At 65.1% G+C, this 17,844-nt stretch carries 14 protein-coding genes and 1 riboswitch; of the genes, 12 read left to right on the top strand and 2 right to left on the bottom strand.

Annotated elements, in window-relative coordinates; translation table 11 throughout:
* Positions 1-33 precede the first annotated feature (33 nt).
* From IVA82_RS18585 to cobT, 3 genes are read left to right on the top strand one after another with little or no spacing between them, the layout of a single operon-like run.
* Entirely contained in the window at positions 34-711 is a 678-nt protein-coding gene (locus IVA82_RS18585; RefSeq protein WP_247390318.1) for an energy-coupling factor ABC transporter permease, read from the top strand.
* A gap of 46 nt (positions 712-757) precedes the next feature.
* On the top strand, positions 758-1,507 hold the full coding sequence (gene cobF / locus IVA82_RS18580; RefSeq protein WP_247390316.1) for a precorrin-6A synthase (deacetylating): 750 nt from the start codon (positions 758-760) through the stop codon (positions 1,505-1,507).
* 15 nt (positions 1,508-1,522) lie between these two features.
* Positions 1,523-2,575, top strand: a complete 1,053-nt coding sequence (gene cobT / locus IVA82_RS18575) for a nicotinate-nucleotide--dimethylbenzimidazole phosphoribosyltransferase (protein ID WP_247390314.1) — start codon at positions 1,523-1,525, stop codon at positions 2,573-2,575.
* Between the two features lie 6 nt (positions 2,576-2,581).
* On the opposite strand, the gene IVA82_RS18570 is transcribed toward cobT, so the two are convergent.
* Positions 2,582-3,154 (bottom strand): histidine phosphatase family protein, encoded by a 573-nt coding sequence (locus tag IVA82_RS18570; RefSeq protein WP_247390312.1) that lies wholly within the window; start codon positions 3,152-3,154, stop codon positions 2,582-2,584.
* A gap of 75 nt (positions 3,155-3,229) precedes the next feature.
* Positions 3,230-3,433: riboswitch (cobalamin riboswitch) on the top strand.
* 113 nt (positions 3,434-3,546) lie between these two features.
* Between IVA82_RS18570 and IVA82_RS18565 the strand changes: the two genes are divergently transcribed.
* From IVA82_RS18565 to IVA82_RS18535, 7 genes are all read left to right on the top strand, one after another.
* Positions 3,547-5,907 carry a TonB-dependent receptor gene (locus tag IVA82_RS18565; protein ID WP_247390310.1) on the top strand — a complete coding sequence of 787 codons (2,361 nt, stop codon included), beginning with the start codon at positions 3,547-3,549 and terminating at the stop codon, positions 5,905-5,907.
* A gap of 12 nt (positions 5,908-5,919) precedes the next feature.
* Positions 5,920-7,389 carry a PepSY domain-containing protein gene (locus IVA82_RS18560; RefSeq protein ID WP_247390308.1) on the top strand — a complete coding sequence of 490 codons (1,470 nt, stop codon included), beginning with the start codon at positions 5,920-5,922 and terminating at the stop codon, positions 7,387-7,389.
* 568 nt (positions 7,390-7,957) lie between these two features.
* Positions 7,958-9,967 (top strand): hydantoinase/oxoprolinase family protein, encoded by a 2,010-nt coding sequence (locus IVA82_RS18555; RefSeq protein ID WP_247493441.1) that lies wholly within the window; start codon positions 7,958-7,960, stop codon positions 9,965-9,967.
* Positions 9,964-11,559, top strand: coding sequence for a hydantoinase B/oxoprolinase family protein (locus IVA82_RS18550; RefSeq protein WP_247390304.1), 1,596 nt, complete (start codon positions 9,964-9,966; stop codon positions 11,557-11,559). The genes IVA82_RS18555 and IVA82_RS18550 overlap by 4 nt, the downstream gene beginning before the upstream one ends.
* The gene (locus IVA82_RS18545) at positions 11,556-12,851 is read left to right on the top strand and encodes an aminotransferase class III-fold pyridoxal phosphate-dependent enzyme (protein WP_247390303.1); all 1,296 of its coding nucleotides are present in this window, start codon (positions 11,556-11,558) and stop codon (positions 12,849-12,851) included. The genes IVA82_RS18550 and IVA82_RS18545 overlap by 4 nt, the downstream gene beginning before the upstream one ends.
* A gap of 210 nt (positions 12,852-13,061) precedes the next feature.
* Positions 13,062-13,994 carry an N-carbamoyl-D-amino-acid hydrolase gene (locus IVA82_RS18540; RefSeq protein WP_247390301.1) on the top strand — a complete coding sequence of 311 codons (933 nt, stop codon included), beginning with the start codon at positions 13,062-13,064 and terminating at the stop codon, positions 13,992-13,994.
* 5 nt (positions 13,995-13,999) lie between these two features.
* Positions 14,000-14,668, top strand: a complete 669-nt coding sequence (locus tag IVA82_RS18535) for a flavin reductase family protein (protein WP_247390299.1) — start codon at positions 14,000-14,002, stop codon at positions 14,666-14,668.
* Here the strand turns inward: IVA82_RS18535 and IVA82_RS18530 are convergent.
* The gene (locus tag IVA82_RS18530) at positions 14,665-15,327 is read right to left on the bottom strand and encodes an aspartate/glutamate racemase family protein (RefSeq protein ID WP_148738057.1); all 663 of its coding nucleotides are present in this window, start codon (positions 15,325-15,327) and stop codon (positions 14,665-14,667) included. The two genes, IVA82_RS18535 and IVA82_RS18530, sit on opposite strands and share 4 nt — an antisense overlap.
* A 56-nt stretch (positions 15,328-15,383) precedes the next feature.
* Between IVA82_RS18530 and hydA the strand changes: the two genes are divergently transcribed.
* Positions 15,384-16,853 carry a dihydropyrimidinase gene (hydA, locus tag IVA82_RS18525; RefSeq protein ID WP_247390290.1) on the top strand — a complete coding sequence of 490 codons (1,470 nt, stop codon included), beginning with the start codon at positions 15,384-15,386 and terminating at the stop codon, positions 16,851-16,853.
* Positions 16,854-16,869: 16 nt separating this feature from the next.
* Positions 16,870-17,844 carry an NAD(P)-dependent oxidoreductase gene (locus IVA82_RS18520; RefSeq protein WP_247390288.1) on the top strand — a complete coding sequence of 325 codons (975 nt, stop codon included), beginning with the start codon at positions 16,870-16,872 and terminating at the stop codon, positions 17,842-17,844.

Raw genomic sequence — 17,844 nt, 5'->3', positions numbered from 1 at the left:
CCGTCGGGTGTGACGGCAGGAAGGATCTGAGCCATGCATATCGAACCCGGGGTAGTGACGGGCGCCAAGCTCGTGTTGAGTTATGCAACCGGCATCGCAACAGGCGGCGTTGCGCTGAAGCTTGCGGCCGAGACCATGCGCGAGCAGGGCATCGGCTCGTTCGCGGCGCGGACGGTCGCCACCACAGGCCTCGTCTTCACATTCTTCGAGATCCTGCCGCACTTTCCGGTCGGGGTTTCCGAGGTGCACTTCATCCTCGGCTCGACCTTGTTCCTGCTGTTCGGCGCAGCGCCAGCGGCCTTCGGCCTCGCGCTCGGTCTGCTGTTCCAGGGCATGTTCTTCGAGCCGGCCGACCTGCCGCAATATGGCATGAACGTCACCACGCTGCTGGTGCCGCTGTTCGCGATCCAGGCAATCGCCATGCGGATCATTCCGCGCAACACCGCCTATGTCGATCTCAGGTATCGCCAGGCGCTGGTGCTCTCCACCACGTATCAGTCCGGCGTCATCGCCTGGGTAGCGTTCTGGGCGCTCTATGGCTCCGGCTTCGGTGCGACCAACCTCGCCAATATCGCGACCTTTGCGGCGTCCTATGCGCTGGTGATCGTGATCGAGCCGCTGGCCGATCTCGCCGTGCTGGCGCTGGCGAAGTCGCTGCGCGGCGTCACCGCGCCGGGGTTCGTCACGCCGCGTTTGCACAACGCGGCCTAGAGACAGGCGAAAGGGCGGCCGATGCGGCCGCCCTTTCGCAGGTAAGATGCTCACGCTCTCCTTGATAGGCATCGGCTGCGGCGATCCCGAGCAGCTCACGCGCGCCGCGGTTCGTGCGATCAATGCGGCCGATCTCGTCCTGATCCCGCGCAAGGGGAATGCGAAATCCGATCTCGCCGACTTGCGGCGGACGATCTGCGCCGACGTGCTCACCAGCGACACGACGCGCATTGCCGAGTTCGATCTTCCCGTGCGCGACGCGGCCGAAGCCGACTATCGCAAGGGCGTGGACGACTGGCACGACGCGGTAGCCGCGGTCTGGTCACAGACGATCGCAAGCCATCTCAAAGGCGAGGGCAGCGTCGCGCTGTTGATCTGGGGCGATCCGTCGCTTTACGATTCCTCGCTGCGCATTGCGCGCCGTCTTGATCCCTTGCCGAAGATCGAGGTCGTGCCCGGCATCACGTCGATCCAGGCGCTGTGCGCAGCGCACGCGCTGCCGCTCAACGATATCGGTGAACCCTTTCTGGTCACGACTGGACGCCGCTTGCGCGAAGCCGGCTGGCCGCAAGGCGTCGATACCGTGGTGGTGATGCTCGACGGCGGCACGGCATTCCAGTCACTCGATCCGGAAGGCCTGCACATCTGGTGGGGCGCGTATCTCGGCATGCCCGATCAAATCGTCATATCCGGCGCGCTTGCGGAGATCAGCCCACACATCGTGGCTGCACGGCAGCAAGCGCGCGAGCAACATGGCTGGATCATGGACAGTTACATTCTCAAGCGCAGGCCGTAAGGCAAGCGAGGCAGCATGCTCCCCGAATGGGTCCATCAAAAATGCCCCGATATCTCCGCCGTCCATCGCGCGGCGGCGATCGCGCGGCAGGCGCAACTAACAAAGCCAACCGGCGCGCTCGGCCGGCTCGAGCAGCTCGCGATCGAGCTCGCCGGCCTGCAAGCGACCGAGCATCCGCGTGCTGCGCGAGTGCCGATCATCATCTTCGCCGGTGATCACGGCATCGTCGCGCAGGGCGTCTCGGCCTATCCGCAAGAGGTGACGATTGCGATGATGGCGAATTTCGCCTCGGGCGGTGCTGCGATCTCGGTGCTGGCACGTGAATTGGGTTCCGGCCTGGAAGTGATCGACGCCGGCACGCTGGCCCAGGAGGGTATGGCGGGCGCTGTCACCGACAAGCCGCGCAACGGCACCCGCGACTTCAGCGCGGAAGCGGCCCTCGAGCCGGCAGAGCTGGCATTCGCCTTCGAAGCCGGACAACGCGCAGTCGCGCGCGCCGAAGCCAGCCGGCCCGATCTTCTGATTTTCGGCGAGATGGGCATCGGCAACACCACGACGTCAGCGGCAATTGCCGCAGGCCTGCTCGGCGTGAGCGCCGAGGAGATCGCCGGCAGCGGCACCGGCGTCGATGCCGCCGGCCGCACGCACAAGGCGCGCGTGATCGATGCCGCGATCGCGCGTCATGGGATTGCCGGTGCATCGGCCGAAAAGATCCTGTGTGCCGTCGGTGGTCTCGAAATCGCGGCGATCTGCGGCGCGATCATCGCGGCCGCGCAAGCCCGCATCCCGATCCTGATCGACGGATTCATTGTCTCGGTCGCGGCCCTGGCGGCGGTGCGCCTCAACCCGACGTGCCAGCCGTTCCTGCTGGCGTCGCACCAATCGGCGGAGCAGGGGCATCGGCTGGTGCTTCGCGCCCTGAACGTCCAGCCGTTGATCAGCCTCGATCTCAGGCTCGGGGAAGGGTCGGGCGCCGCGATCGCGCTGCCGCTGGTGCGGCTTGCCTGCAGTCTTCACAACGGCATGGCGACGTTTGCGCAGGCCAATGTGCCGGATCGTCCGGCCTGATCCGGCTCAAGCCGTGCGCTGATTGACGGAGACGACGCGCCAGCCGGTCGCGAGCCGGTCGATACGCGTGAGAGACAGTGGATCGATCACGAAACGCAGGGCCGCTTCCGGCGTCAGGTCGAGCGCGATGCACAGGGCGGCCCGGATCGTGCCGGAATGCACGACCAGCGTTGCGGATCCCGCTCCGACTCGCGACAGGCCCAGTCGAACGCGCGCGACCTGATCCTCGAAGCTCTCGCCGCCCGGTGGCCGAGCGCGCGCCGGATCGCTCCAGAATTGCGCATAGGCCTCGCCGCCCGTCGCGGCAAGATCGTCGTGCCGCCGACCGGTCCAGTCGCCAAAATCCTGTTCGTTCAATTCGTCCACCAACTCCGGTTCGAGCCCGAGCGCGCGCGCCGTCTCGACCGTGCGCCGTGACGGGCTCGCGTAACAATTCGCGTCCTGCGGCAGATACCGCCGCAGCCGCTCCAGCTGCGCGCGATCGCCGAGGCCGGCCGGCGCGTCGGCGGCATGGATCGTCCCCGCGACGCCGTCGACGGCCGCATGACGTACTAGCCAGAGGAAGGTCTCGCCCTCCATGCGAAAATATCCAAGAAAAGTTGGTCGCTGTGGCAACAACGCCGCAACAGGCACATTGACTCCATCTGGGTCGTAATCCTAGATGGCCGTGACGGTTTCCCCATCCGGGGATGAAAAGGGAATGCGGTGCGGGGACGTTGTCCCCAATGCCGCGGCTGCCCCCGCAACTGTAAGCGGCGAATCTTGCGTCACGAGCCACTGGGTATCTCGGTCCCGGGAAGGCGACGCTGAGGTGATGACCCGCGAGCCAGGAGACCTGCCGTCAGCCGTGGTCACACGCGAAGATGTCGGTCGGGGAGTACAGACATTCGGCTTCATCGAAGGCTGACAAGCCAAGGGTGAGACCTCGTTCGCTGTGACGTGCCACTGACGTCATACCGAGGTCTAAAACCATGTTTTCCGTCCGTAGTGTGCGACCGCGTCATTTTTTGCTCGCGTCTGCTGCCCTTACGTCGTTTGTTGCCGCTAATATCCCCGCTGCGTTGGCGCAGCAGGTCCGCGACCCGCTGCCGCCCGTCGAGGTCACCGCGCCTGAACAGTCCCGCAGGCCGGCCAAGCCAGCCCGACGCGCGGGACAGGGGGCGCGTCGCGCGGCGGCGAGCAGGCCGGCTGCAGCACCGGCCGCGCCGACGCCGGTCGTGCCGGCTGCCACGGCGCAGACGCCGCTCAACACCAATGCGGTCGCCGAGAGCGCCTCGCGCCTCGGCCTGACCGTGCGTGAGATCCCGGCAACCGTCGAGGTGATCTCGGCCGAAACCATGCGCGAGCAGGGCTATCGCACTGTGTCTGACGTCGCGCAGGGCGCGGTCGGCGTCACCTCCGGCGACAATCCGGCCGAGCCTTCGGCCTTCTCGATGCGCGGCTTCACCAACAGCCAGATCAACACGCTCTACAACGGCATCAAGATCGGCCCGCAGAACATGACCTCGCGAATCGCCGACACGGCTAATCTGGAAGCCGTGGAATTTGTGAAAGGGCCGGCCTCGTTGATCTCGGGCGAGGGCGCCGCTGGCGGCGCGATCAACCTCGTCACCAAGCAGCCGCACACCGGACCGATCCGCAACGAGGCTGACGTTTCCTGGGATTCCCTGGCTTCCTTCCGGGCGCATTTCGGCTCTGGCGGCAGCACCAACGTCCAGGGCCTTGACTACCGCTTCGACCTCAGCCGATCCTCGCTCAACGGTTTTGTCGACGACACCAATATCAAGACGCTCGATGTCTCGGGGCAGCTCAACTACCGCATCTCCGACAGTCTCAAGATCTGGGGCGCGATCGAGTACCGCGAGGATCGCTCGAAGGCCTATTGGGGCGTTCCGCTGGTGCCGATCGCCTTCAGCGGCTCGCACGCCACGACCGGTATCGTCTCGGGCAACTATGTCTCGAACTATAACGGAACGAATCTCGGCGCTGTCACAATCGACGACCGCACGTTCAACACCAACTACAATGTCCTCGACAATCGAAACGTGGCGCAAGAGGTGTGGCTGCGCGGTGGTTTTGAGCTGAAGCTGGCGCCTGACCTGACGTTGAAAAGCCAAGCCTATGGCTACGGCGCCGAGCGAACTTGGTTTAACAATGAGATCGAGGCATTCAACTCTGGTACGAACACGGTCGATCGTGAACGGTTCTATGTCGCGCACAGCCAGCGCCTGGTTGGCAACATCACCGACCTGACCTGGGATGCGAACATCGCAGGCTTCGACAACCGCCTGGTGACGACGCTTTCGTCAAGCTATCTGGATTTTGTTCGGCCGGGAGCCGCAAATTTCCCCGGCGACTCCGTTTCGCTGGTCGATCCCGCCCGCGGCTACTACGGCCTGCTCACGACGCAGCAACAGACCGCGCGCATCGACAACGAGGCGCTCTCGTTCGAGGACCGGCTGAAGCTCACGCGAAGCTTCGCCCTTGTCGGCGGCCTGCGCGTGGAGCATATCGGGCTCGATCGCAATTCGACCGACCCAGCCGGGCTGGAGAAGGCGAACTTCCCGTTCTCGAAATCCTGGGCCCCAGTGACCGGCCGCATCGGCTACACCTGGGAGGCCGTTCCCGGCTTGACCTTCTTCAGCCAGTACGCCACGGGCGCCGACATCTCGGCCAATAACATCTTCCTGCTCGCGCCGACCCAGCCGCTCAATCTGACGACCGCACGCACCTACGAGACCGGCGTCAAGCACCTGTTCTGGGACAACCGGGCGGAGTGGTCGTTCTCGGCCTACGATATCCTGCGCAAGAACGTCTATGCCGCCGCGGGCGGCATGCAGCTCAACATCGCCGGACGCCAGGAATCGAAAGGCGTCGAGCTCGCCGCCTCGGTGCGCCCGATCGAGCCTTTACGGCTCTGGGGCAACATCGCCTATGTCGATGCCCGCTATGCCGACTACAATTTCGCCGGCGGCTCGTTCTCGGGCAATACACCGCCGAACGTGCCGCGGATCGTTGCGAATGCCGGCGCGTCCTACCGCTTCTTCACACCGTGGCCGGTCGAGCTCGGCATCGTCGGCCGCCATGTCGGCGACCGCTACAACACCGATGCGAATGTCGTGACGCTGAAGGCCTACACCGTGGCCGATGTCTACGCCTTCGTCGATATCCCCAAGGCGGTATTCTCTGCGGTCGACCAGGCCCGCCTGACCTTCCGCGTCCGCAACATCGCCGACAAGCGCTACGCGATCTGGGGCGATCCGTTCTATCCCGATCAGATCCTCCTGGGCGCGCCGCGCACCTACGAGATATCGGCCGCGTTCAAATGGTAGGGCGTTGAACCCATGATGGGCGCGATCATCCTGCTGCACCGCTGGCTCGGAATCGCATTCTGCGTGCTGTTCGCGATGTGGTTCGCGACGGGAATCGTGATGCACTTTGTTCCGTTTCCGTCGCTGACGGAAACGGAACGGTTTGCCGCTCTTGCGACGGTGGATCGCGAGCGGGTCACGATTACTGTTTCTGACGCGGTGGTCGCCAGCGGCATCGCCGATTCCACGCGCGGTCGACTGATCCAACGCAGCGATGGACCGGTGTACATCGTCTCGGGAGCGTCATCTGTGCGCGCGGTCCGCGCCTCGGACGGAGCCGACGCATCGGTAACATCTGCCGAACTTGCGCTCGCCCTGGCGCAGAATCATGCCCGCAATCGCGGGCTCGATGCCGAAAGCGCAACCATCCTCGCTCACGCAGACTATGATCAATGGACCGTGCCGAACGGTTTTGATCGCCACCGACCGCTGTTTCGTGTGGCCCTTGGCGATGCCGCCGGGACGGAGATCTATGTCTCCTCGCACACCGGCGAAATCGTCCTGGATACGACACGACGCGAGCGCGGCTGGAATATGGTCGGTAGCGTCCTGCACTGGATCTATCCCACGGTCCTGCGAAGCAACTGGGCGCTGTGGGATCGCGTGGTCTGGACATTGTCGCTGCTGGCCCTGATCGCGGCGGTATTGGGCACGGCGCTCGGAATCGCCCGAATCAGGATTCGTAAGCGGCGAATCTCCTCGCCATACCGCGGTTGGCATGCCCTGCATCACTTCATCGGCCTCGTGGCGATGGTGTTCGTGCTGAGCTGGATCTTAAGCGGCTGGCTTTCCATGGATCACGGTCGGCTGTTCTCGCGCGGGCAGTTGAGCGCGGCTGAAGCCGGCGTGACGAATGCTTCGCCCGACTGGACGACAGCCGCATCGCTCGATCGGAAGCCGATACCGTCAGCCGCCCGCGAAGTCGAATGGTTTGCCTTCAATGGCAACCTCTATCGACGCGAGCGGATTAGTCTCGGCGAGCAAGCTCTGATTGGGGTAGGCGAAGCTGCGCGTAGCGGACGGACGGGATTTTTGAATGCGCGCGAAGTTCAGGGTTTGACGATGCGTCTTGCCGTTGGATGCGACATGCCGTCGGTTCTTGCCGGTGACGACGACTATCCCGCACAGTCTATCGTCCTGGGTGCGCCCATTTATCGCTCTCGCTGCGGCAACCTCTGGTTCGATGTCGACGGGGCCAACGGGAGCGTGCTGCAAAGGCTGGATTCGTCGCGTCGGGCCTATCGCTGGTTCTACGGCGCGCTGCATACGCTCGACTTTCCGGTGCTGCAGGCACGCCCGCGTCTCCGCGACACCCTGATCGTCGGCTTATGTATGCTTGGGCTGGTGTTTTCCGCCACCGGGGTCGTCATCGGCTGGCGGCGTCTGCGGTCCTCTGTGGTTGCCCGAGTTTCGAGCGCAAATGCGCCCGCCGGGGGTGGTTGAGGCAAGTCAATCCTCGTGTGACCGTCCATCGGTTCGATGCCGGTCTGCGCTGCTTTCGAGAATCGCAGGTTGCGTCGGCATCGGCTTCCCGCCGATGCGGCAATAGCACTCTTACTGTTCGTACAATAAAGAGAGGCTGAGCCGACCGCCATGCATAGCTCGTGGGCGCCCGAAGACACCGCGGCGATCGTTCGATCGCCTTCAAATTAGACAGAAGATTGGTGGGGATTGGGTCGCAGTGCAGCGCGCGCCGCGTTCGGCGCGGGAGAATCCGTGGTGCACAGCACTTTTTTCAGGTGGAACAGTCCGCGTTCCCTTGCACTCTTTGCGAGCACCTCTGCACCAAAACGTGCAGCCGGTGGCGACGGGCGCGGCGTCCCTTGGGCGCTGGTCCAGTGGCTTGCGGCAAACTCTGGCACTATCCGGAGCCCATAGCTCTGTCGCACGCTCGCAGGCGGTGGCATGACAGGGTGCATGATGGGCAGTTTCAGTTCGGCATTTGGACGTCGCGATGGATGGGAAGCACCCGGCGTCCGGTCCGGACGTCATCCGTAGCTGATCCCTGCACATGAGCGATTCCGCCAGTCATTGGGAAGTCGGCACCGATATCGGTGGCACCTTTACCGACATCATCGCGATCCGGCGCGATTCCGCGGAGACGCGGATCGCGAAGGTGCCGTCGCGGCCGCAGGCTCCTGTTCAGGCAATGCTCGAGGCCATCGAGGCCGTGGGTCTGCGCAAGAGCGAGGTCAAACGCTTCGTGCACGGCACCACGCGCGTGACCAACGCCATCGTCGAAGGCCGGCTGCCGCAGGTGGCACTGGTCGCGACCGACGGATTTGCCGATGTGCTCGAGATCGCGCGCTACCGCCGGCGCGATCTCTATCGTCTCAACGTCCCGCCGAAATCGCCGCCGCTGGTGCCGGCTGAACTCTGCTTCGGGCTCGCCGAGCGTCTCGATCACGAAGGACGGGTGCTGAAGGGGTTGGATGAAGCGGAGATCGAGCGGCTGATCGGGTGGCTGAAGCAGACCGGCGTCCAGAGCGTCGCGGTGGCCCTGCTTCATGCCTATGCCAACCCGCTGCACGAAAAGATCCTCGGCGAGCGTCTCAAGGACGTCGTCGCCCACGTCTCGCTGTCGCATGAGGTCAATCCCGAGGCGCGTGAATACGAACGCACTTCGGCGACCGTGTTCAACGCGGCGGCGATGCCGATCGCGGTCGAATACCTCAGCGAGTTGGAGCAGCGGCTGCCGATCGGCGCCGGCTTGCAGGTGTTTCATTCGGCCGGTGCCATGGTCCCGATCTCGGCGGTGAAGCGGCGGCCACTGGTGATGGCGATGTCGGGGCCGGCGGCCGGTGTGTCGGCCTCCGTCAGCATCGCGCGCCAGCTCGGCACCTCGCGCATGCTGACCTTCGACATGGGCGGCACCACGACGGACGTCTGCCTCATCGTCGATGGCCAGGCCGAGATGACGGACGGCCGGATGCTCGGCGACAAGCCGCTGCGTCAGCCGATGCTCGCGGTTCACTCGATCGGGGCGGGCGGCGGATCGATCGTGCGCAACGGGCCCGGCGGCCTGACGGTTGGGCCGGAGAGCGCGGGCTCCGAGCCGGGGCCGGCCTGCTATGGCCGCGGCGGCACCGAGCCCACCATCACCGACGCCAATGCCGTCCTCGGCTATCTCAATCCCGAGACCAAGCTCGGCGACCGCATTGGCATCGACATCAAGGCTGCCGTCGGCGTCATAGAGCCGATCGCGCAAGCCTTGGGGCTGAGCATCACCGAAACGGCGCTCGGCATCATCAAGGTCGCTAACGCAACGATGGCCCGCGCGCTGCGCCGCGTCACGGTCGAGCGCGGCATCGACGGGCGCGATTGCACGCTGCTCGCCTTTGGCGGCGGCGGCCCGATGCATGCCGCGGGTCTCGTCGATCTCTACGGCATTGAATCGATCGTGGTGCCAAGCGCGTCGAGCGCGTTTTCCGCGCTGGGCTGCCTCACCGCCGATTTCAGCTTTCTCCAGCAGCAGACGTTGCGCGCGGCGCTCGACGGCATCGATCTCGGTCGCGTTTCGGAGCGGATTGCGACGCTGATTGGCGATGCCTCGGCGCCACTGATCGCCAATGGCGTCGCGCAAGCCGAGATCGATGTCGAACTGGCCGCCCTGATGCGCTACGCGGCGCAGAACGATGCCATTCCGGTGCCATTCACGCTGCCGCTCGACGCGACGCGTCTGAAGACGGATTTTCTGGCGCGGCATCACGAGCTCTTCGGCTATGCGACGAACGAGAGCTGCGTCATCGAGTCGGTGCGGGTGCAGGCGCGCCGCCCATCGACGACCGTTGTGAGCCGGCCGTCGACTGTGGTCCGGGCCGCGTCGACCGGTCGTCGAATCTGCTCATTCGAAAGCTTCCATGACATTGCGACCGCGATCGTCGACCGCGCCGCGGCGTCCGATGTGGTCAGTGGTCCCGCCATCATCGAAGACGCTTGGTCGACCGTTGTGGTGCCGCCCGGCTGGCAAGCAAGGCCAGACGCCACCGGCAACCTGTTCCTGACGCGGGGAACGCCATGAAGCTCGACCCCTTCGTCGTCGAAGTCATCAGGCACGGGTTCTCCGCCGCGGCCGAGGAGATGAGCCTGGTGATGACGCGCTCGGCGCGCTCGCCGCTGCTGCGGGAGGCCGGCGATCTGTCGTCGGCGATCACGGATGCTCGCGGCGGCCTGGTCGGGCAGGGCCGCGATATCCCGATTCATCTCGGCGCAATGGCCTACACGATTCCCGAGCTGCTGAAGGTGGTGCCGGCCGACACCCTCAACGACGGCGATGTGCTGATCTACAATCTCGGCGCGCTCGGCGGCAATCACCTCAACGACGTCAAGGTCGCGCGTCCCGTCTTCGTCGACGGCGAGATCGTGGCGTTCGCGGTCAGCCTCGCACACTGGCCCGATATCGGCGGCACCTGGCCCGGCAGCTATTTTGCCAAAGCCATCGACACGTTCCAGGAGGCGATGCGCATTCCGCCGGTGCTGATCGCGACGGCGGCCGGCGTCAGCGCGCCCATCATGCAACTGCTCAAGGCCAATGTCAGGGATCCCGAGGCCTGCGAAGGCGATCTGCTCGCCCAGATCGCGGCGACCAAGGCTGGCGAGCGGCGCATCGTCGAGCTCTGCCGCGCGCACGGCAAGGCGGTGTTCACGGCGACGCAGGCGCGCTTGCACGATCTGTCGGAGATCGAGATGCGCGAGGCGCTTCGCGCACTGCCGGACGGCGTCTATGAAGGCGAGGATTATCTCGACGACGGCGGCGTGGACAATGCGCCGGCGCGCATTCACGTCAAGATCACCATTGCCGGCGACGAGGCGACCTTCGACTTGTCCGGAAGCTGCGACCGCGTTTCCAATTTCTGCAACACGACGCCGTTCATGGCACGCTCCGCCGCTGCCTACGCCGCGCGCATCATGAGCGGGCGCGACATGCAGCAGAACGTGGGCGCACTGCGGCCTTTGACCATCATCACGCGCCCGGGCTCGATCCTGGAGCCGGGCTGGACCGCCTCGGTTGCCGCCGGCAACCACGAGACGTCCATGCGCATCGTCGATGCGATCTTCCGCGCGATGCAGGACACGATTCCGCAGCATTTGTCGGCCGGCGGGGCGACCACTGCGGGCGTGCTGTTCTTTGCCGAACCCCGCCAGAACGGGTCATGGCGCATGCTGTACGAAGTTCACGGCGGCGGCGAAGGCGCGCGCCACGATCGGCCGGGCATATCGGCGACGCGGGTGCATCTGTCCAACACCTCGAACACGCCGGTTGAGGTGATCGAGGCGAGCTACGCGATCCGCGTCGAACAACAGACCATCCGCCAGCATTCGGGTGGCGCGGGCACCTATCGCGGCGGCGACGGCGTCGTTCGCGCCTACCGCATTCTGGCGAAGTCGATGCACCTGACCACCTGCATCGAGCGCATGGTGATTCCGCCGTTCGGCATGCAGGGCGGCGAGCCCGGCAAGCCGTGCCGCATCTCGCTGATCCGCCAAGGCGCAAGCGTCGCAATCGACGGCAAGTCGAACCTGGTGTTGCAACAAGGCGATCTCGTCACCATCGAAACCTGCGGTGGCGGCGGCTACGGCGCGGAGGCCGCGGAAATGAAGGAGTTACGATGAGCAATTTGCTGCGAACCGGGCTCAATGCGGGCGAAGCTGCGCCAATGACCGTGGTTGGTGGCGAGGGCGTCTACTTCCATCTTGCGGACGGTCGCCGGCTCATCGACGGCAGCAACACCGGCGGCGGTCTCGGACACCGTCATCCTGCGATGGTGGAAGCAATCCGCCGCGCGGCGGATACGCCGGTCGTGAACGAAGGCTGGACCTGGGTCGGGCGCGAGCAGGCCGCCGACGATTTGATGGCCATCGCGTTCAAGGGCGAAGAGGATTGGGTCGGCGCGGTCCGGTTCTGCATCAGCGGCAGCGAGGCCAACGACATGGCGCTGTCGCTCTGCCAGGCACTCACGCAGCGCTCCGCGCTCGCGACGCGCGAACGCGCTTATCACGGGCTCACGGGCCTGTCGCGCAGCATGACGGTGCAGCCGCAATGGCACGGTGGGCTCGCGGTTCACGCCGGCGGATCGCAGCGGCCGTCACCGATGGCGCCGGTGCGGATATTGCCGGCGCCGGCCGGCGCGATCCATGGCGCGCCGGCCAACAATGCGCCTCCGAGCGAATATCTGGCGGACGCGACGCGCCTGCTCTCGGACACGGCGGCAACGATCATCGACTACACGCAAGGCGGGATCTATTACGACGGCGCGTATCAGGACGAGGTGGCGCGCTGCGCGCGGGCGGCCGGCTCATACTGGATCGCGGACGAAGTCGTCACCGGCGCAGGGCGCGCCGGACGCTGGTTCGCATTCCAGGGGGCTGCGAGCCGCCCCGACATCGTGACCCTCGGAAAATCGCTCGGCGGCGGCGCGGCTGCGGTCGCCGCGGTCGTGGTGTCGAAGGCGATCGTCGAGCGGCTCAAGGGCACGAGCTGGCAGAATTATGGCACGCTGCGCGGTCATCCGATCAGCATGTCCGCCGTCAGCGCTTACCTGAAGGTCATCACCGAAGAGAAGATTCTGGAGCACGTACGCAGCCTCGAAAAACTGTTCACCCGCCGCCTGCTCGGCATTGCGCAAAAACATCCGGGCGTGCAGCGCGTGGCGGGGCAGGGGCTGCATTGGACGGTGGAGCTGCACGGTCCGGATTGGCGCACCTGGCATGCCGATACGAGCGAGGTGCCGATCGCCTCGCGCGTGGCGACGCGGGCGCTGGAGGCCGGCGCAGTGATCGGGACCAGCGGCGAGCAGACCTCGCTGTTCCTCGCGCCGCCGCTCGTGATCTCCGAGCCTGAGGCCGAGCAGCTCCTGGATGCGCTCGACCACGGCCTGGACATTGCCGACGAGGTCCACGGGTGAACGCCGACCACGCCCCACCGCGCCGTCGTCTTCAAGTTCTTGCTGCGGACTGCGAGCAACAAGATCAATTGGCGCCTTCTTCAGGACGCCGAATGGGGGCGCACAGCATGAAAGCCCAGCTGGAAATAGCAGACGAGGCTGCGTTATGCTGCCGGGCCGGCAAATCGTTGAAGCTATAGGCTCGTTTAAGAGATCACGAGGAAACCACTGATGCGTATTGTCAATGTTGCCGCCGCCCAGATGGGGCCGATCCAGAAAGCCGACAGCCGCGAGGCCGTGGTCAAGCGCATGATCGCGCTGATGGACGAAGCCAAGGCCAAAGGCGCCGATCTGATCGTCTATCCGGAGCTGGCGCTCACCACGTTCTTCCCACGCTGGTACGTGGAGGACCGGGCCGAGTTCGATGTCTGGTTCGAGCGCGAGATGCCGAACGCAGCGACCAAGCCGCTGTTCGAGCGCGCGGCGCAGCACCAGATGGCAATGAATTTTGGCTATGCGGAGCTGACACCCGACGGTCATCACTTCAACACCTCGATCCTGACCGACAAGTCCGGCAAGATCGTCGGCAAATATCGCAAGGTCCACCTGCCGGGTCATGTGGAGTTCGACGCCAAGCGCTCGCACCAGCATTTGGAGAAGCGCTATTTCGAACCGGGTGACCTCGGCTTCAACGTCTGGCGCACGCTGGGCGGCATCATCGGCATGGCCGTCTGCAATGACCGGCGCTGGCCCGAGACCTACCGCGTCATGAGCCTGCAGGGCGTTGAGATGGTGCTGATTGGCTACAACACGCCGTCGGTCAACGCCGAGAAGAGTGATGAGGGCATCGAGAAACGCCTGTTTCACAATCGCCTCTCCGTGCAGGCCGGCGCCTATCAGAATGCGACCTGGGTCGTTGCCGTGGCCAAGGCCGGCGTCGAGGACGGACACGCGCTGTTTGGCGGCAGCCTGATCGTCGATCCCGACGGCGAGATTGTCGCCGAGGCAAAAACGGAAGACGATGAGCTGCTGGTTCACCCCTGCGATCTCGACGCCACCACATTCGGCAAGACCACGATCTTCAATTTCGCCGAGCACCGCCGCGTCGAGCATTATGGGCTGATCGCCAGCCAAACCGGCGCGGTGCCGCCGCCGGAAGTGTGAGGCCGATGGCAGACAAGGACACATCCGGCATCTCCTTAGCCGAGCTCGATCCGCGCGACCGCTACAAGTTATTATGTGGCGTGGTGGTGCCGCGGCCGATCGCGCTGGTGACGACGCTGGACGAAAACGGAGCGGTCAACGCAGCTCCCTTCAGCTTCTTCAACGTCTTCTCCGAAAGTCCGGCGCTGATCGTGCTCGGGCTCCAGCACAAGCCGGACCACAGCCCGAAGGACACGACCCGCAACATCCATCGCGACGGCGAGTTCGTGGTTCACATGGTGGACGAGGCGCTGTCGGCGGCGATGAACGACTGTGCGGTCGATTTCCCGTCCGGTGACAGCGAGGTCGTGGCGACGGGCCTCGCGACGCTTGCTTCGGTCGACGTGAAGGTGCCGCGCCTGGCTGAAGCGCCGTTCGCGCTTGAATGCCGGCGTCACGTCGTTCTCAATTTTTCGCCCGATCGCGAGCTGCTGGTTGGGGAGGTGCTGCGGGTTCACGCCCGTGACGGCCTTGTCGACGAGGCGAACATGTATGTCGATCTCGAAGCCTATCGACCGATCGGCCGCATGTTCGGCAATCTCTACACAACGCAGCGGGATACATTCGCTCTCGTGCGCGAGAGCCATTCGCAATGGCTCGCGCGCCGGGACGTCAAAGAATTGAAGGACGCCTAGTGACGGGAGAACTGCACCGTACCGAGCGCCATCGTGACGGCCGCCTGCGTCGGGTCGATCACGGCAATGCCGAGGGCATCTTCGAGCGGACGGCGATGGCGCGCCATGCCGGCACAGCCCATTACGATGGCGCGGGCGCCGTCCTCGTCGCGCAGCGCGCGGCCGATGTCGATCATCTTGGCCAGCGTTCCTTCGCCCGAAGCGGTTTCGGCGACGCTCATGTTGAGCGGCCGCTCGCCGGCAAGGCGTTCGGTCAGGCCCATCTGCCTGAGATAACGCATGTGCCGCGGGATCGAACGCTGGGCGATGGCGATCACGCCAAAGGTTTCGGCGCGGGCCAGCGCCGTCAGCACGCCGCATTCGGCGATGCCGAACACGGGGCGGTCGGTGCCTTCGCGGCAGACCTGAAGCCCGGGATCGCTGTAGCAGGCGATGATGAAGGCCGCGGAACTGTTGTCGCTTTCGACCAGTCGGCGCAGCGGCATCGCGACGCTGTCGACGTCGGCTTGGCTCTCGATGCCGAACGGACCCTCGGCCAGCGTTTGGCAGACCACCTCAGGTCCGCCATCAAAATCGAGCGGCTTCAGCGCGTCCTCCAGCCCCCGCGTGACCGTGGGATTGGAGTTCGGATTGATGACGAGAATGCGCGGCCGGGACATGACGGTCTTCCTGCGAATGGGCGATCACTTGTCTCGAGCCTATCACGGAGTGCCTCATGACTGAACCCACCTACGACCTGATCATCCGCGGCGGCCGCGTTGCGACCACGACCGACGTGTTCGAGGCCGATGTCGCCATCTCCGGCGAGACCATCGTGGCCGTCGGCCGCGGGCTTGCGGCCGCAAAGCGCGAGATCGACGCCCGTGGCAAGCTGGTGCTGCCCGGCGGTGTCGACAGCCACGCCCATATCGAGCAATTGTCCGCTGCCGGCATCATGAACGCCGACACCTTCGAGAGCGCGACCGTCTCGGCGGCGTTCGGCGGCACCACCACGGTGATCCCATTTGCCGCCCAGCATGTCGGCATGAAGCTGCCGCAAGTGGTGGAGGACTATCACGCGCTGGCGAAGAAGGGCGCCGTGATCGACTACGCCTTTCACATGATCATCGCCGACGCGACCAGGGAGACGGTCGAGGAGCACATTCCGGCGCTGGTGAAGCAGGGTCACGCGTCGATCAAGATCTTCATGACTTACGACCGGCTCAAGGTTGACGACGAGCCGCTGCTCGACATCCTGCTTGCTGCGCGTCAATCGGGCGCGATGCTGTGTGCCCACGCCGAGAACCACGGCATCATCGCCTGGATGGTGAAGCGCCTGCTCGCGCGCGGCTACACGCTGCCGAAATACCACGCCGTCAGCCACGCCCGAGTGTCGGAGGCGGAAGCCTTCACCCGGCTGATCGGCATGGCGGCGCTGATCGACCAGCCGATCATGATCTTCCACGTCTCGACGGCCGAAGGCGCCAAGGTGATCCGGGACGCGCGCGGGCAGGGGCTCAAGGTGTTTGCCGAGACCTGTCCGCAATATCTTTTCCTCACCGCCGGCGATCTCGACAAGCCCGGCGCCGACGGCGCCAAGTGGATGTGCAGCCCGCCGCCGCGGACGCATTCGGACCAGGAGGCGCTCTGGCAGTCCCTGGCGCTCGGCGACCTCCAGACCATCTCGTCGGATCACGCGCCGTATCGTTTCGACGAGACCGGCAAGTTGCACGCCGGGCCCAATCCCAACTTCAAGCAGGTCGCCAACGGCTTGCCGGGCTTGGAAATGCGACTGCCGCTGCTGTTCGACGCAATGGTTTCGAAGGGGCGGCTGGGCCTGGAAAAATTCGTCGAGCTGACCGCGACGTCGCCGGCAAAGATCTACAATCTGCATCCGCGCAAGGGCTCAATCGCGGTCGGTGCGGATGCCGATATCGCGATCTGGGATCCGAATCGCGAGGTCACGATCGCCGACGAAATGATGCACGACCTCGCCGGCTACACACCGTTCGCAGGCCGCATGTTGAAGGGCTGGCCGGTGACCGTGCTCTCGCGCGGCCGCGTGATCGTCGATGGCAACAAATGCCTGGCGGATGCGGGCAGCGGCAAGTTCCTCGCGCGTAGCGGCGGCGAGGCGGCTAAGCCGACCGGCCGGCTCGTCGCTGACATGGATCCGGAACGGAACTTTGGGGCGAAGCTGCTGTGACGGGCGGTCCCACCAGATGAAGATCGTCATCTTCGGCGGCACGGGTTTCGTCGGCCTCAATCTCGCGGAGGCTTTGCTCACGCGTGGCCATCACGTGACACTGTACGATCGTGCACAACTCCCGCCAGCCGCGCAGCGATCTTTGGCTGACTACAAGGCGCGGCTGAAGGTCGTGCAGGGCGACATCACCGATGCGGAAGCCATCGACGCCCTCATCGCCGAAGGCGTTGATGCGATCGTGCTCGGAGCTGCGATCACCGCCGGCGATGAACTGGAGAGAGCATCGACCGCCCGCGTCCTCGAAATCAATGTGATGGCGCAAATCCCCATCCTGCTCTCCGCGATCCGTCATGGCGTGCGCCGCGTCGTCAATCTCTCGTCGGCATCGGCCTATGGCGCCACGGGTGCGCGAGTCGACGTTCTGAACGAGGAAACGCCTTGCGATCCGGTCTCGTTCTACGCCATCAGCAAGTTCACCTCGGAGCGATCGGTTGCGCGCCATGCCGAGCTCTTTGGAGGCGATTTCCTGAGTGTCCGGCTGAGCGCTCTGTTTGGCCCGTGGGAGCGACCCAGCTCGGTACGCGACACGCCAAGCCTCCAGTTCCAGATTCTGGCGGCGTTCGCCCGCGGTGAGACGGCGGTCATGCCTGAAGCGGGCATGAGGGACTGGATCTACGCTCCGGATGCCGCCGAAGCTGTGGCAATGCTGATCGAAGCCGAGCGGCCGCGCCATCGGCTCTACAACATCTCCTCCGGCGGGTTATGGCCTGCGCTGCAGTGGGGCGAAGCTTTTGCGGCATTAAATCCCGGCCTGCAATGCCGGCTCGCGGCGCCCGGTGAGAAGACTGCCATTAAACTGCATGGACCCTATCGCGCGCCGCTGGCGGTGACGCGGATCGCGGATGAGTTTGGCTGGCGCGCGCGGTGCGGCTGCGCCGAATCCGCCGCCGCGATGAGCGTCTGGTTGACGCAGCACAAGGAGTGGATCTGA

This window comes from Bradyrhizobium sp. 142, assembly GCF_023074015.1.
Taxonomy (GTDB): Bacteria; Pseudomonadota; Alphaproteobacteria; order Rhizobiales; family Xanthobacteraceae; genus Bradyrhizobium.
This window is presented reverse-complemented; position numbering and strand designations above follow the sequence as displayed.

Bases quoted from the DNA above. Each gene is read 5' to 3' on its own strand.
- IVA82_RS18585 (WP_247390318.1), top strand. From the start codon at position 34: ATGCATATCGAACCCGGGGTAGTGACGGGCGCCAAGCTCGTGTTGAGT.
- cobF (WP_247390316.1), top strand. From the start codon at position 758: ATGCTCACGCTCTCCTTGATAGGCATCGGCTGCGGCGATCCCGAGCAG.
- cobT (WP_247390314.1), top strand. From the start codon at position 1,523: ATGCTCCCCGAATGGGTCCATCAAAAATGCCCCGATATCTCCGCCGTC.
- IVA82_RS18570 (WP_247390312.1), bottom strand. From the start codon at position 3,154: ATGGAGGGCGAGACCTTCCTCTGGCTAGTACGTCATGCGGCCGTCGAC.
- IVA82_RS18565 (WP_247390310.1), top strand. From the start codon at position 3,547: ATGTTTTCCGTCCGTAGTGTGCGACCGCGTCATTTTTTGCTCGCGTCT.
- IVA82_RS18560 (WP_247390308.1), top strand. From the start codon at position 5,920: ATGATGGGCGCGATCATCCTGCTGCACCGCTGGCTCGGAATCGCATTC.
- IVA82_RS18555 (WP_247493441.1), top strand. From the start codon at position 7,958: ATGAGCGATTCCGCCAGTCATTGGGAAGTCGGCACCGATATCGGTGGC.
- IVA82_RS18550 (WP_247390304.1), top strand. From the start codon at position 9,964: ATGAAGCTCGACCCCTTCGTCGTCGAAGTCATCAGGCACGGGTTCTCC.
- IVA82_RS18545 (WP_247390303.1), top strand. From the start codon at position 11,556: ATGAGCAATTTGCTGCGAACCGGGCTCAATGCGGGCGAAGCTGCGCCA.
- IVA82_RS18540 (WP_247390301.1), top strand. From the start codon at position 13,062: ATGCGTATTGTCAATGTTGCCGCCGCCCAGATGGGGCCGATCCAGAAA.
- IVA82_RS18535 (WP_247390299.1), top strand. From the start codon at position 14,000: ATGGCAGACAAGGACACATCCGGCATCTCCTTAGCCGAGCTCGATCCG.
- IVA82_RS18530 (WP_148738057.1), bottom strand. From the start codon at position 15,327: ATGTCCCGGCCGCGCATTCTCGTCATCAATCCGAACTCCAATCCCACG.
- hydA (WP_247390290.1), top strand. From the start codon at position 15,384: ATGACTGAACCCACCTACGACCTGATCATCCGCGGCGGCCGCGTTGCG.
- IVA82_RS18520 (WP_247390288.1), top strand. From the start codon at position 16,870: ATGAAGATCGTCATCTTCGGCGGCACGGGTTTCGTCGGCCTCAATCTC.